Source organism: uncultured Veillonella sp., from assembly GCF_900545795.1.
Classification (GTDB): domain Bacteria; phylum Bacillota; class Negativicutes; order Veillonellales; family Veillonellaceae; genus Veillonella_A.
In genome coordinates this window covers 45,804-59,927 of sequence record NZ_URAR01000005.1, presented here as the reverse complement: position 1 = coordinate 59,927, position 14,124 = coordinate 45,804, and the positions used below count along the sequence as shown (strand labels likewise).

The 14,124-nt window shown below is 36.1% G+C and carries 13 protein-coding genes and 1 other annotated feature; of the genes, 12 read left to right on the top strand and 1 reads right to left on the bottom strand.

The window, feature by feature from the left end; translation table 11 throughout:
* Positions 1-56: 56 nt before the first annotated feature.
* Positions 57-866 (top strand): ComF family protein, encoded by an 810-nt coding sequence (locus tag QZR90_RS03850; protein ID WP_295788978.1) that lies wholly within the window; start codon positions 57-59, stop codon positions 864-866.
* Positions 867-1,055: 189 nt separating this feature from the next.
* On the opposite strand, the gene QZR90_RS03845 is transcribed toward QZR90_RS03850, so the two are convergent.
* Positions 1,056-1,658, bottom strand: coding sequence for an HD-GYP domain-containing protein (locus QZR90_RS03845; RefSeq protein WP_295788976.1), 603 nt, complete (start codon positions 1,656-1,658; stop codon positions 1,056-1,058).
* An 834-nt stretch (positions 1,659-2,492) separates the two neighbouring features.
* Between QZR90_RS03845 and QZR90_RS03840 the strand changes: the two genes are divergently transcribed.
* The 11 genes from QZR90_RS03840 to secA all read left to right on the top strand — a co-directional run bounded on the left by QZR90_RS03840 (position 2,493) and on the right by secA (position 14,055).
* Entirely contained in the window at positions 2,493-3,314 is an 822-nt protein-coding gene (locus QZR90_RS03840; RefSeq protein WP_295788974.1) for a basic amino acid ABC transporter substrate-binding protein, read from the top strand.
* Between the two features lie 85 nt (positions 3,315-3,399).
* Complete coding sequence (locus tag QZR90_RS03835; protein WP_295788971.1) at positions 3,400-4,161, top strand: basic amino acid ABC transporter substrate-binding protein; 762 nt, start codon at positions 3,400-3,402, stop codon at positions 4,159-4,161.
* A gap of 17 nt (positions 4,162-4,178) precedes the next feature.
* On the top strand, positions 4,179-5,366 hold the full coding sequence (locus QZR90_RS03830; RefSeq protein WP_295788969.1) for a PLP-dependent aminotransferase family protein: 1,188 nt from the start codon (positions 4,179-4,181) through the stop codon (positions 5,364-5,366).
* Positions 5,367-5,541: 175 nt separating this feature from the next.
* Entirely contained in the window at positions 5,542-6,195 is a 654-nt protein-coding gene (locus tag QZR90_RS03825; RefSeq protein ID WP_295788966.1) for an amino acid ABC transporter permease, read from the top strand.
* Complete coding sequence (locus QZR90_RS03820; RefSeq protein ID WP_295788964.1) at positions 6,192-6,911, top strand: amino acid ABC transporter ATP-binding protein; 720 nt, start codon at positions 6,192-6,194, stop codon at positions 6,909-6,911. The genes QZR90_RS03825 and QZR90_RS03820 overlap by 4 nt, the downstream gene beginning before the upstream one ends.
* 486 nt (positions 6,912-7,397) lie before the next feature.
* Positions 7,398-7,595, top strand: a complete 198-nt coding sequence (locus QZR90_RS03815) for a cold-shock protein (protein WP_295788962.1) — start codon at positions 7,398-7,400, stop codon at positions 7,593-7,595.
* 162 nt (positions 7,596-7,757) lie between these two features.
* The gene (raiA, locus tag QZR90_RS03810; protein ID WP_295788960.1) at positions 7,758-8,288 is read left to right on the top strand and encodes a ribosome hibernation-promoting factor, HPF/YfiA family; all 531 of its coding nucleotides are present in this window, start codon (positions 7,758-7,760) and stop codon (positions 8,286-8,288) included.
* A gap of 321 nt (positions 8,289-8,609) precedes the next feature.
* Positions 8,610-8,819 (top strand) — a binding site (T-box leader).
* Positions 8,820-8,865: 46 nt separating this feature from the next.
* On the top strand, positions 8,866-9,888 hold the full coding sequence (locus tag QZR90_RS03805) for a methionine ABC transporter ATP-binding protein (RefSeq protein WP_295788958.1): 1,023 nt from the start codon (positions 8,866-8,868) through the stop codon (positions 9,886-9,888).
* Entirely contained in the window at positions 9,885-10,547 is a 663-nt protein-coding gene (locus QZR90_RS03800) for a methionine ABC transporter permease (protein WP_295788957.1), read from the top strand. Before QZR90_RS03805 ends, QZR90_RS03800 begins: the two co-directional genes overlap by 4 nt.
* 34 nt (positions 10,548-10,581) lie before the next feature.
* The gene (locus tag QZR90_RS03795) at positions 10,582-11,412 is read left to right on the top strand and encodes a MetQ/NlpA family ABC transporter substrate-binding protein (protein ID WP_295788955.1); all 831 of its coding nucleotides are present in this window, start codon (positions 10,582-10,584) and stop codon (positions 11,410-11,412) included.
* 198 nt (positions 11,413-11,610) lie between these two features.
* The gene (gene secA, locus QZR90_RS03790) at positions 11,611-14,055 is read left to right on the top strand and encodes a preprotein translocase subunit SecA (protein ID WP_295788952.1); all 2,445 of its coding nucleotides are present in this window, start codon (positions 11,611-11,613) and stop codon (positions 14,053-14,055) included.
* Positions 14,056-14,124 lie beyond the last annotated feature (69 nt).

Sequence of the window (14,124 nt, the reverse complement as noted above, 5' to 3'; positions counted from 1 at the left end):
GAAACAATTAACCTTTAACTTATAACATAGATAGACTATTAGGGAGGTAGTTGTATATGAAGCATATGTCAAATAAAGTATTACATAATACTGTAGGGCATGACTTTGTAGAGGGAAGCGCAGTACAATCTGGGCGACTAGATTGGCTCTTAAAAGGATTAAAGAAAGGTATTATATCTCTATTATATCCGCCACATTGCCCTCATTGTGGCCAAGCGGTGTGGCATGAAGGCGAATGGTGTGAGGCTTGTTTTAAAAGCGAATTTCATATGAAGCAGATTAAATTAACGAAAGCTTCCTCGCTAGAGCTAATCTATGTACTTAGTGACTATGATAATGGTGTTAAAGAGTTAATTCGAGATATTAAATTTAATAAAAAACCGGAGCGCAGCCAATGGCTGGCTCCTTTTTTATTATCGTTTTCTATTGCCCTGGCAAAAGGGGATAGACAATATACTTCAAATACCTATGATTATGTCATTCCCATTCCTGTAAGTCCTAAGAAAATCCTAGAGCGTGGATACAATCAAGTAGATATTATTTTTAAGTCCTGGACTACAGCGCAGGGAAACATAAGCATTGATAATGATATGAATCTGCAATGGTTAGATTGCTTACAAAAGGCGGATAGTACAAAGAAAATGTATGCCCTTGGTAGGGTTGAACGGCAGGCAAATATTGAAAAGGCCTTTTCTCTGAAATTATCAATAAAAAAGCAAAATATATTAAGAAATAAAAAGGTGTTACTAGTTGATGATATTTATACTACTGGTGCTACTTTAGAAGCGGCGGCTAAAGTGTTAAAAGACGAGGGAGGTTGTGCCAGTGTTCATGGTCTAGCCATAACAGGGGGACATAGTGCATAAGGAACAGTCTTAAAAATAAGTTTAAAAAGAGATAATAAGTACAAAAAAGAAATAGTAAAAATAAAGTAGAAAATATAACGCAGAAAATATAACGCAGAAAATATAATGCAGTAAAAGGCATAAAAAATAGCTGTAAGAAATTAAGAATGACTCAATTTCTTACAGCTTATATTTTATAGGAAGGGAAATTTAACCGATAATTTCAATAAAGGCTTTTACAATATCTGGGTCAAATAGGAGATTTGATCCACTAAAGAGTTCTTGTTTCGCCGTTTTTTTGCTTTTAGACCAAGATTCTGTTGATGGATTAATGGCTGAATCGTAGTAATCGGCAATACCGATGATTCTTGCCCCTAAAGGAATATTGCTACCTACTAAATGCTTTGGAAAACCTGTACCATCCCAGCGTTCATGATGGTGTAAAATCATGGGAATAATAGGTTGGCAGCAGGAGTAGTTTTCAATCATGTTCACCCCGTTTGTTGGGTGTAAACGATAACGCGATAATTCCTGACGTGTTAAGAAAGGTGCTTTTTTTAATGTAGCAGAGGATAATGTAATTAATCCTACGTCATGCAATAATGCGCCATGTTTAATTTGTATTATTTCGTTGGCTGGCAAGCCAAGTTTGGCAGCTATACTAACAGAGTAGTTAGCCACATTGAGCGAATGCTTATACAATTCATAGCTTTTCATACGAATCATTTGCAGGAGCTGAGCACTGATGGCTTCTAAGCTGTCCTTTTCTAATTCGTATAAGCCTGATGGCTGCATTAAAGATAACATAAACATAATAAAAAATCCTTCCCTAATTTATTTTCTCACCTTACAAGTATAGCTATTATACAATATAATACGAGAAAAGGGTATACCCTATAATTGCTATATATGTATAAATAAAATGCAATGATTTTGAGAGGGAAAGTGAGAACACCATCTCTATGGGAGTCTATGAAGTAAAATACTTTAGTGTATAAAAGTATCAAGGGAAAAAATAAAAGTTACAATACCATTTTGCTATAGACAAAGTCATTTTCATTTCATATAATCACTAGGTACGGGTCTGTGGTTGAAAGTCGAGGCCAGTCGCAGGCAAAACGATCCACGTAAGTAATTCAAAGTAATTATGAGCATGGTGCGGCTTAGATGTAAGACCTGCCGAAAAATTCGAGAGAAGTAGTAGTGGGGAGTCAGAGGACTTAGGAGCGAACCTTCCAGCAGGCGAGTGTGGGGGCAAAGACCAGGTCAGCCGTATTTGGGCTGTAACCAAATGAGACATAAGTCTTATTTAGTTACAGCCCTTTTTTTATTTGCCTATACAGAGAAAGTTTTAAACCTAAATACTCATAAATATTAGTCCATAGTTATGCATAAAATGCGATTAAATAGGGAGTTTAAATGTGGCTAGGAATTATTATACATAAAATTATAAAAATTTATGCAAAATGCTATTGACTAGATATACATCATTATGTATAATTACAACATGTTAATCAGTAAGTCACACATAAATGCTTAGACTTATTTATAAAGCAAAGTAATTATATACATATAGAACTTAGTGATTGACAGCAAAGGGGAGTATGAAAGCAGTAAGTTTTGAGCAAGAAGAGAGGAAGAGTTTGTATGATTTCCAAGAAAGTTAAGAAATTTATTTTTGCAGGTCTCGCTGTATTAGCAATGGGTGCTGTATTGGCCGGTTGTGGCGATGATAATAAACAAGCCACTGCACAAAATGGTAAGAAAATTATTCATGTAGGTACGAATCCTACATTTATACCATTTGAGTTTACTGATGATCAATCTAAATCCTTAGCTGGTTTTGATATCGAATTAATCCAAGCCGTGGCTAAACATATGAATGCGGAAGTAGAATTTAAAAATGTAGCCTTTGATTCTTTAATTCCTAGTTTAGGCAATAAAGATATTGATTTAGCTGCTTCAGGGATGACGATTACTAAAGCGAGAGCTGAAAAGGTATTATTCTCTGAACCATATTATGAATCAGCTATGGGCGTTGTAGTAAAAGCAGATTCTCCAATTAAGGATTTAAAAGATTTAGAAGGAAAAAATATTTCCGTTCAAATGGATACAACAGGTGCTGATTTAGCAGCAAAAATTGAAGGTGCTACATTAAAGCAATTTGACCACAGCAGTGAAGCTTTATTAGAATTAAGTAATGGTGCTGTTGATGCATCCGTATTGGATTTACCAGTAGCGCAATATTATGCAACGAAACATCCTGATGCAAATATTAAAGTTATCTCATATCCAAATACGAAGAAATACTTTGGCTTTGCAGTAGCAAAAGATAATAAAGAGTTACAAAGTGAAGTAAACAAAGCTTTAGAAGAAATGAAGAAAAATGGTGAATTAAATGCAATTTACCAAAAATGGTTTAAAACAGATGCCCCTGCAGATATGCCAATTGAATGGGCAGGGACCTGATAAAAGGATATAATAGAGACTAGTACTATTGGTTATCTGACGAGTAGTACTAGTTTTCTTAGTTAATTAAAAGGAGAAATTTAAGATGAATTGGAAAAAAAGTTTAGCAATTGTAAGTTCTGCATTAGTTATTATGGGTTTAGTCGCCGGCTGTGGAAGCGATACAAGCAGCGATAAAAAGGTTCTTACCTTTGCGGCAGAAACAACCTACCCACCTTTTGAGTTTTCTGAAGGAGATTCTTATAAAGGCTTTGATGTTGATTTAAGTCAAGCTATCGCAAAGGAAATGGGATATGAAGCTAAATTTGTTAGCATGGGCTTTGATGCTTTAATTCCAGCCTTACAAAGTGGTCAAATTGATGCGATTGCTTCGGGTATGGTTATTACTGATGCGAGAAAGGCTAAAATCGACTTTACAGAGCCATACTATCAAGTAGATTTAGTTATGGTTGTGAGAGGCGACGAAACAAATGTAAATAGTGAAGCTGATATAGCTGGTAAAACTGTAGCCGCTCAAATTGGTACAACAGGGGCTATGCTATCTAAAGAAAAACCTGGCACTACTGTTAAAGAATTTGATGCCATTCCTAATATGTTAGAGGATTTATCTAATGGCCAAGTTCAAATTGTTATGCTTGATGAACCAGTAGCTAAGTACTATATTAAAAAATTAGGTATGAATAATCTTAAAATCGTACCAGTAGGCTTACAAGAGCATTTCTTAGGTATTGGTGTAAGCAAGGATAAAAAAGAATTGCTTGATCAAATGAATGCAGCGCTTAAGAAATTAAAAGAAAATGGTGAATACGACAAACTTCAACAGAAATGGTTTGGCGATATTAAATAAGTAAAGGTAGGAAGATTATGTCATTAGACTCTTTATATGCACAACGTGCCAAGTCCATTGAGCGATCAGTAATAGGGGCTTTAAAAGAAAAAGTTAAAGGTGAAGATATTATTTCCTTAGGTGAAGGCTGTCCTGATAAAACAGCGTTTCCTGCTATGGAATTGAGTGAAGTGGCTCAAAAAGTATTGCAAGAACAAGGGCAAGATATTTTACAATATGGTGCTGTATTGGGCTACGTGGGCTTAAGAGAGCAATTGAGTCATTTAATGGAGCAATATGGCTTAAATTATAAGGTAGATGCTATACAGGTAACTACTGGTTCTATGCAATCTTTAGAATTAGTAACAAAGTTGTTTTTAGAACCAGGTGATACAGTACTCGTAGAAGATCCTACTTTTATAGATGCACAGAATGTGCTGCGCTTTTCAGGAGCTAATGTCATTGGTATCAGCTGTGATGAATTTGGCATGGACTTAGGAGAACTGGAAGAGGCGTTACAATCTGATGCGAGTATCAAGGCTATTTACGTAATTCCTGATTTTCAGAATCCAACTGGCCTATGCTGGTCAGAAGCGCGACGAGCAGCATTTATGAATTTAATTAGTCAATATAATGTGGTTGTGTTTGAAGATAATCCTTATGGTGAATTGTCCTATATGCACGAACCATATAAGGCGTTAGCATCGTATGATACAAAGGGACAAGTCATTTTTATGGGAAGCTTGTCAAAAACTTTGAGTCCTGGTCTTCGTTTAGGTTGGCTAGCAGGGAAAAAAGCGGTAGTGGATATGCTCAGCTTAGTTAAAGAACAGAGCGATATTCACAGTAGTATTCCAGACCATGTAATTGCCGCTACCTATATGGCAGAATATGATTATAAAGGCCATGTGCAGTCTATGTGTAAGATGTATAAAAGTCGTATGGATACTTTGATTAAAGAACTAAAAGCGCAATTGCCTGAATTTACATTCCAAAGTCCAGAAGGTGGCTTTTTCTTGTGGCTAGCTTTGCCAGAAGGAATTAATGATATGGAATTTTTTGAAGCAGCCTTAGCTGAAAAAGTATTAGTTATTCCAGGTTCACCATTTTTAGTAGGAATGCATAATAAATCATATATACGTGTAAATTTTTCAGGGGTTAAAGAAGCCCAAATAGTAGAAGCCGTACAGCGTTTAGCTAAGGCGTATAAAAAGATGATTAAATAACTATTGACAATGTATAATGATACAACTATAATGTGTTGTAAATGTTTTTAACATAATATGTATTTTAGCTACTTTTAAGAGGTTTTTACAGGCAATATAATTCATTGTATAATATTGCATTCACTTTTAAATGTATTAGAGCATTTCAGTAGTTGTGTAAAGAAAGGATTTTAAGATGTTTGATTGGAGTTTAATTTGGGATAATTTTCCTTTGCTCCTAGCCGGTGCAGGGATTACAATTCAAATTACAGCCATGAGCGTGGGCTGTGGTTTTATTATTGGTATGTTTGCTTCTTTGGCGCGCTTATCTCGCTTTAAGATTGTGCGCATATTAGTAAAATGCTATGTAGAATTATTCCGCGGCACGCCATTGCTTGTTCAAATCTTCATGATTTATTTTGCCTTGCCAAAATTGCTACATCAACCAATTAATCCTTACATAGCTGCTGTTACAGCTTGTAGTATTAACTCCGGTGCGTATGTATCTGAAATCTTCCGTGCTGGCATTCAATCTATTGATAAAGGGCAAATGGAAGCTGGTCGTTCCTTGGGCTTAACTTGGGCACAAACTATGCGTTATATCATTATGCCGCAAGCTTTTAAAGCTATCATTCCTCCTCTTGGTAATGAGTTTATCGCTATGATGAAAGATACGTCTTTAGTATCTGTAATCGGCTTTGAAGAATTAACTCGCCGTGGTCAATTAATTATTGCAAGAACCTATGGATCCTTTGAAATATGGTCCGCCGTTGCTTTAATTTACTTAGTAATGACTTTGAGTATTTCTCAATTGGTTGCTTACCTTGAAAGGAGATATAAAATTAAATGATTCAGATGATAGATGTGCATAAAAGCTTTGGTGCTCTTCACGTATTAAAAGGTATCGACTTAACGGTCAATGCTGGTGAAGTAGTAGTAATTATTGGGCCTTCCGGATCTGGTAAAAGTACTGTACTTCGCTGCATGAACTATTTAGAAGAGCCTACTAGCGGTAAAGTTATTGTAGATGGCATGGACTTAAGCGATAAGAAAAATATTAATAAAGTTCGCGCTGAAGTGGGGATGGTATTCCAACGTTTTAATCTATTTCCGCATATGAGCGTGTTAGATAATATTACCTTAGCTCCTCAAAAAATTCGTAAAATGAGCAAAAAAGAAGCCGAAGTAATTGCTCATGAATTGTTAAAACGCGTAGGCTTAGATGATAAAGCGACTTCCTTTCCAGAACAATTATCTGGTGGTCAACAACAGCGTGTAGCTATTGCTCGTTCTTTAGCTATGAAACCAAAAGTAATGCTTTTTGACGAGCCGACATCAGCGCTTGATCCAGAAATGGTTCGCGAAGTACTAGATGTTATGAAAAGTCTAGCTGGCGATGGTATGACAATGGTTGTGGTAACTCATGAAATGAAATTTGCTAAAGAAGTGGCTGACCGTGTACTCTTTGTTGATGGTGGGGAAATCTTAGAAGATGGCACACCGGAACAAGTTTTTGATAATCCTCAAAATGAACGTACGAAATTATTCTTGTCTAAGATTTTATAATCAATGGCAGTAGCGTAATTAAACTGCTTACATAGTTAGATGTTTCTGATGAGAATAGTTTGATATCACTGATAATACGATTTACTTTTAGCAAAAATTTATAATTATAAATTTTTAAAGTTATAAAAGGTTAACAATCTTGATAGATTGTTAACCTTTTTGTTATAATACGGTATACCTAAAAGTAATGATGAAATCTTGATTCTATATTCATAAATATAAAACTATGAAAAGCCTTGAATTTACATTATAATATTCAAAAATAAAAAAAGATGCTTATAAATACTTGTTTGTCAGGTAATTTTTCTAAAATATTTTATAATTTTAACAATATGTTTATTTTTGCATAATGGTGTAAGAAAAAGTTTACAATATACTATTATTGCATATGACTTTAATTATCCTTGTATTTTAATTCGCTCTATGCTACCATAAGCAAAGAGTATTTGAGTACTCTAAGCAAGGATTTTTTAGGAGGATTTTGTTATGCTTGGTAAAGTTAAATGGTTTAGTGCAGAAAAAGGTTTTGGTTTTATTGAACGCGAAAACGGTGATGATGTATTCGTACATTACACAGCTATCGAAGAAGATGGCTTCAAATCCCTAAATGAAGGGCAAGAAGTTGAATTTGAAATTAAAGATGGCGAACGTGGACCTCAAGCGACTAACGTTCGTAAAGTATAATACTGACTAAACTAACGACCGGCTGTGGCCGGTCGTTTTTTGTTTTTATAAAAATTTTGAAAAAATTTCTTAAAAAAGAAGGAGTTTATTCTTTACATGTAGAATTAGTAAATATAACCAACAAGCTTTGTTTTTAAAGCTTGAAAGAAAGGATGTTTGCATATGAAAGTTTCAGTAAGAGGTAAAAATTTAGAAGTAACACAAGCCCTACGTGAGTATTTAGAAAAACGCGTAGAAAAGCTAGCCCGTTATTTTGGGTCACCTTTTGACATCCAAGCAGTACTTTCTGTGGAAAAAGAAAATCGTGTAGTAGAATTAACTTGCTTCGTTGAAGGAATAGTTCTCCGCGGTGTATCTTCTAACGCGGATATGTATGCAGCTATTGATTTAGTTGTGGATAAGATTGTTCGGCAAATTCATAAATATAAAACTCGTCTAGCAAGACGTTTCAAGAAAGAAGTGGGCTTCCAGCCTGATGCATTTGCACCTGAAGTACCTGTACAAGAAGAAACTATTGATGTAGTTCGTCGTAAACGCTTTGCTGTGCGCCCTATGAGCGTAGAGGAAGCGATTATGCAGATGAACTTAGTAGGCCATGATTTCTTCATGTTCTTCAATGCAGATACAGAAATTATGAATGTTGTGTATCGTCGTAAAAATGGATCCTATGGCTTAATTGAACCTGAATTATAAGGTCTTTCCCTTAGTGGGAACGCCAAGGAACATGTTTAAAATTTAATAGTGAAGACGAGCTGGTTATTATATAATCGGCTCGTCTTTTTTTCTTTGATTTTACTATTTGTGTAATAATAAATTATATTTTTTAATCATATTTTTAATTATGGCTTGACAATTTAATTTTTAAAACCTATTATATTAGTATGTTTTAAAAAGAGCTTTTAATTTTATTAGCAGAATTATATTGTTCTATATTAGTAATTTATTACCAATATATTAAATAAAGAGTTTGTAATTATTAAACAGTTTCTCTATTTAAAACAAAGACTATATGAAATAAACACGAGGATCAAAATAAGTACCTATTAGGACACTATACAGAGAGACAAGTCTAGGTTGAGAGCTTGTTATAGGCGAATTGTAGGGAATGCCTTTGGGAGTGGGAGATTCGAAATTTTAGTAGAGTCTCACGGTTGCCGCCGTTATGGTAAATGAGTGCAGTAATATACTGCAAACAGAGTGGAACCGCGGGCCACCGCCTCTGTCACAGGGGCGGGAGGTCCTTTTTTTGTCTAAAAATAGGAGGTGAACTATGATTGAACTTAGGCAGATTAACAAAGAATTTATTGTTAAAAAGCAAAAAGTAAAGGCACTACAAGATGTAAATTTGACAATTGAAGATGGCGATATATTTGGCATCATCGGATTTAGTGGTGCTGGTAAGTCCACCTTATTGCGCATGGTTAATGCACTGGAAACACCTACAAGTGGTGAAGTGCTCATTGATGGTGTCAATATTAATGCATTAAGTCATAATGAACTGCGCCAGGTCCGCAAGGGCATTGGTATGGTGTTCCAATCGTTTAATTTACTTAATTCGAAAACTGTATATGACAATATTGCCATTCCGTTGCGATTGAATAAAGTGGATCAAGAAACTATTGATAAGCGCGTCAAAGAATTATTGGAGTTTGTTAATTTACCTGACAAAGCTAATGCGTATCCGACCCAATTATCTGGTGGGCAAAAGCAGCGCGTTGGGATTGCTAGAGCCTTGGCTACGAATCCATCAATTTTGCTTTGTGATGAAGCCACTAGCGCACTAGATCCAGAAACAACGGAGGCCATCTTAGAGCTTTTAAAACGTATCAATAGGGAGTTCAACATTACCGTTTTGGTAGTAACTCATGAAATTCAGGTTATTAAAGAAATCTGTAATCGCGTGGCTGTTATGGAACATGGTCAGGTCGTTGAGACCGGATCTGTGTTAGATGTATTTAGTCATCCTAGAGAAGAAATGACTAAGCGTTTTGTGCAGACTGTAATTCCAGAGCGAATTCCAGATAGTATTGTGGCCAATTTACAAAAAGATGAGCGACACTATGAGTTAATTAAAGTACGCTTTTTAGGTGATGCTGTTACTAAGCATGTAATCTATGAGATTAATAGCACCTTCCCGGTGGAGACAAATATTATTTTTGCCTCAGTTAATCAACTACAAGACTCCGCACTTGGAATTTTTATTTTACAAGTCGTGGGGACCGCAGAGGCGATTGATTCTGTGAAAAGATATATTTCCGACAGTGGTCTTGAATGGGAGGTGGTGAATCTATGATGCCTGATTTAGGTGTTCCTAATGAACAGATTTTATTAGCAGCGCAAGAGACCCTATACATGGTGTTTGTTTCACTTATTATAGGTTCCCTTATTGGCCTCATCTTGGCCGTTATATTAGTTCTCACTAATAAAGATGGCATCTTGCGCAATGATTATGTATTTGCAGTGCTTGATACAATTGTAAATATTATACGCAGCGTGCCCTTTATTATCTTAATGGTATTTATATTGCCGCTCACAAAATTATTAGTAGGTACACGCATTGGTACTACTGCGGCCTTAGTGCCATTAGTCATTTTTATTGCTCCCTATTTAACGCGTCTTTTTGAAAATTCCTTACTCGATGTAGATAAAGGGATTATTGAAGCCGCGCAAGCTATGGGGGCGTCACATTTTGAAATTGTGTGGAATTTTATTTTGCCAGAAGCAAAAGCTTCACTCATATTATCTGTCACTACCGGTACAATCGGCCTCATTGGTGCAACTGCTATGGCTGGTGCCATCGGGGCTGGCGGTGTAGGTGACTTGGCTCTAACCTATGGGTATGAGCGATTAAACTTCCCACTCATGTTATTTACTGTTGTCATCTTAGTCATCTTTGTGCAGATTATACAGTCTGTAGGTAATCATTTTGCCGTTAAGATGAGAAATCATTAATTTTATTTCATTGAGAAAAGAAAGTAGGAGACTTATGAATTTAAAACGTTTTAAGAAATTAGGCGCTGTTGCCTTAACTGTTGCTTTAGGTGCTGTATTACTAGCTGGCTGTGGGAATGATTCTTCTTCCGCCGATAAAAAAGAATTAGTATTTAGTAAGTCCCAAGGCCCTTATTCTGAACTATTTGAGCAAGGTGTAAAACCAATCCTAGAAAAGAAAGGTTATAAAATTACAGCTCGTGATATGTCAGATTTAATACAAGCTGATGTGGCCTTAAATGATGGGGAAGTAGATTTCAATGTGGAACAGCACACTGCATATATGGAAAACTTTAACAATAAGCAAGGTGGTCATTTAGTTGCGTTAACACCAATCCCAACTGTACCGGCTGGTATTTATCCAGGGGCTAAACACAATTTAAGTGAGATTGCTGATGGCGATACTATTGCAGTTCCTAATGATGCGTCCAATACAGCTCGTGCCTATGCATTGTTACAAAAGGCTGGTCTTATTAAACTAGATCCGAATAAAGATCTTTCCACAGTAACTAAAGCTGATATTGTTGAAAATCCACATAATATTAATTTTGTAGAGATGAAATCTTTAACAATACCATCGGTACGCACAGACTTTGCATTTATCGTAATTACAGGATCTATTGTATATAATGCGAAGATTGACCCAGCTACTGCTTTAGTAAAAGAAGACATTTTACCACATCTTTTATTACAACTTGTAGTATTGGATAAAAATAAAGATACTCAATGGGCAAAAGATCTTAAAGATGCATACAATTCTCCAGAGTTCCAAGAGTACATCAAAACTCATAATAATGGTTTATGGTATGTGCCAGAAACTAAATAATAATTAAAATTTGTTGTAAATAAATCAACAGCAAATATAAAGAAAACGGCAGCGAAATTGCTTAAGGCGATTGGCTGCCGTTTTTTGATTGTAAAAAGCTTGTAAGTATGTGCATATTTTTTTGTTTTTTATAGACTTTGTGATATAATAAATTGAATATGTATATATGAAATATACGAACTTAAGGAGTTGATTTTGTTGTTTGATTTTATACAACGTTGGATTGGTAATAATAGTGCGCGCGAGATTAAAAAGATGCGCTCCATTGTAGAGGAGATTAATAGTCTTGAATCGTCATTAAACTCTCTCAGTGATGCGTCTTTAGCAGCAAAGACACAGGAGTTTAAAAGTCGTTTAGCCAAAGGGGAAACTTTGGACGATATTTTACCTGAAGCATTTGCTGTAGTTCGTGAAGCATCTAAGCGTGTACTTGGTATGCGCCATTTTGATGTACAGTTAATTGGTGGTATTACATTACACCGAGGCAATATAGCGGAAATGCGTACTGGTGAAGGTAAGACTTTAGTAGCTACTTTGCCAGTATATTTAAATGCTCTAACTGGTAAAGGCGTTCATGTAGTCACTGTCAATGATTACTTAGCGAGCCGCGATAGCGAGTGGATGGGGAAATTATATCGCGCTTTAGGCCTTAGCGTAGGTTTGATTGTAGCAAATCTAGACTATAATCAACGCAAAATGGCTTATGCAGCTGATATTACCTATGGTACTAATAATGAATTTGGCTTTGACTATTTGCGTGACAACATGGTTGTTCATGCAGATCAAATGGTACAACGTCCTCTTAATTATGCCATTGTGGACGAAGTTGACTCTATTTTAATCGACGAAGCCCGTACGCCACTTATCATTTCTGGCCCTGGCGAACGCTCTACAGACAGCTATTACACATTAGCTCGCATTGTTCCTCAATTGGTAAAAGATGAAGATTACACAATTGATGAAAAACAAAAAACAATTGCACCAACTGAATCTGGTATCGCTAAAGTAGAAAAAATGCTTAAGATCGAAAACTTATATGATTCAGCTAATTTAGAGCTTAACCATTTATTAATTGCCTCTTTACGCGCCTATGCAATGATGCACCGCGATAAAGATTATGTAGTAAAAGATGGCAAGGTTGTTATTGTTGACGAATTCACTGGCCGTTTAATGTTTGGCCGTCGTTATTCTGAAGGTCTGCATCAAGCTATCGAGGCAAAGGAAGGCCTTCAAGTAGAACGAGAAAGCCAGACTTTGGCATCAATTACATTCCAGAACTATTTCCGTATGTACAATAAGTTATCTGGTATGACTGGTACAGCGAAAACAGAGGAACAAGAATTCAATAATATTTATGGCCTTGAAGTATATGAAATTCCACCGAATAAACCTTTACTTCGCCAAGATTTGCCTGATTTAATTTTCAAAACTAAAAAGGCAAAATACAAAGCTGTAGTTAAAGATGTAGTGGAACGCCATAAAAAAGGACAACCTGTATTGGTTGGTACGACTTCCATTGTTCAATCTGAAGAACTAGGTGATATGCTACTTAAAAATGGTGTGCCTAATAATGTATTGAATGCAAAACACCATGAAAAAGAAGCAGAAATTGTTAAAAATGCTGGTCAACGTGGCATGGTTACCATCGCTACTAACATGGCTGGCCGTGGTACTGATATTAGCTTAGGTGAAGGTGTAGCTGAGCTTGGTGGCCTTCACATTTTAGGTACAGAGCGACATGAAAGCCGTCGTATTGATAACCAATTGCGCGGTCGTTCTGGTCGACAAGGGGACCCAGGATCGAGTCAATTCTTCTTATCTCTTGAAGATGATTTGATGCGTATCTTTGGTGCTGACAATATTTCTAGCATGATGGATAAACTCGGTATGGAAGAGGATGAACCTATTGAACATTCCTTAATTACTAAGTCAATTGAACGTGCTCAGAAAAAAGTGGAAAACCATAACTTCAATATTCGTAAATACATCCTTGAATATGATGATGTTATGAACCAGCAACGTGAAGTATTATATGAACAACGCCGCAAAATTCTTGGCAATGATTCATTAAAAGATACTATCATGGAAATGGTAGATACTATTGTTGTAAATGCCATGAACCAATATGCTGATGAAAAATTATATCCAGAAGAATGGGATTATGAAGGTTTATTAAAACAATTAGAACTATTCTTCTTAGAGCCAGGCACATTGACTGTTGCAGAAATGGAAGAGTATGGCCGTGGCGAATTACAAGAGAAACTAATTTCTATTGCGCATGAAGAATACGCTAAACGCGAAGCTCTTATTGGGGAGACTAATATGAGAGCTTTAGAGAAAGCTGTTATGTTAAAAATTGTAGACAGCAAGTGGATGGAGCATTTAGACTCTATGGACATGCTTCGTGAAGGTATTGGCCTTCGCGCATATGGTCAGAAAAATCCATTGGTTGAATATAAATTTGAAGCATATGATATGTTCGAAGCTATGATTGACGCCATTCAAGAAGATACTGTTATGTACTTATACCGCATCCGCGTTGAATTAAACGAGGACGTTGCGAGTGAAGAAACACCAGTAGACCACCTGGCTAATGCGCAAACCCATCATGATGATGTGTTGGAGCCGCAAAATGTAGATTAGACCAACGCAGAATGGTTCGTTGCCGGGGGTAGCTTCGGCACGGCCATTTTCTGCATTTATGGCATAAGT

What these genes read in the sequence shown, in the direction of transcription:
- QZR90_RS03795 (WP_295788955.1), top strand. Translation starts at nt 10,582, where the DNA reads ATGAATTTAAAACGTTTTAAGAAATTAGGCGCTGTTGCCTTAACTGTT.
- QZR90_RS03845 (WP_295788976.1), bottom strand. Translation starts at nt 1,658, where the DNA reads ATGTTTATGTTATCTTTAATGCAGCCATCAGGCTTATACGAATTAGAA.
- QZR90_RS03805 (WP_295788958.1), top strand. Translation starts at nt 8,866, where the DNA reads ATGATTGAACTTAGGCAGATTAACAAAGAATTTATTGTTAAAAAGCAA.
- QZR90_RS03830 (WP_295788969.1), top strand. Translation starts at nt 4,179, where the DNA reads ATGTCATTAGACTCTTTATATGCACAACGTGCCAAGTCCATTGAGCGA.
- QZR90_RS03850 (WP_295788978.1), top strand. Translation starts at nt 57, where the DNA reads ATGAAGCATATGTCAAATAAAGTATTACATAATACTGTAGGGCATGAC.
- QZR90_RS03835 (WP_295788971.1), top strand. Translation starts at nt 3,400, where the DNA reads ATGAATTGGAAAAAAAGTTTAGCAATTGTAAGTTCTGCATTAGTTATT.
- QZR90_RS03820 (WP_295788964.1), top strand. Translation starts at nt 6,192, where the DNA reads ATGATTCAGATGATAGATGTGCATAAAAGCTTTGGTGCTCTTCACGTA.
- raiA (WP_295788960.1), top strand. Translation starts at nt 7,758, where the DNA reads ATGAAAGTTTCAGTAAGAGGTAAAAATTTAGAAGTAACACAAGCCCTA.
- QZR90_RS03825 (WP_295788966.1), top strand. Translation starts at nt 5,542, where the DNA reads ATGTTTGATTGGAGTTTAATTTGGGATAATTTTCCTTTGCTCCTAGCC.
- QZR90_RS03800 (WP_295788957.1), top strand. Translation starts at nt 9,885, where the DNA reads ATGATGCCTGATTTAGGTGTTCCTAATGAACAGATTTTATTAGCAGCG.
- QZR90_RS03815 (WP_295788962.1), top strand. Translation starts at nt 7,398, where the DNA reads ATGCTTGGTAAAGTTAAATGGTTTAGTGCAGAAAAAGGTTTTGGTTTT.
- QZR90_RS03840 (WP_295788974.1), top strand. Translation starts at nt 2,493, where the DNA reads ATGATTTCCAAGAAAGTTAAGAAATTTATTTTTGCAGGTCTCGCTGTA.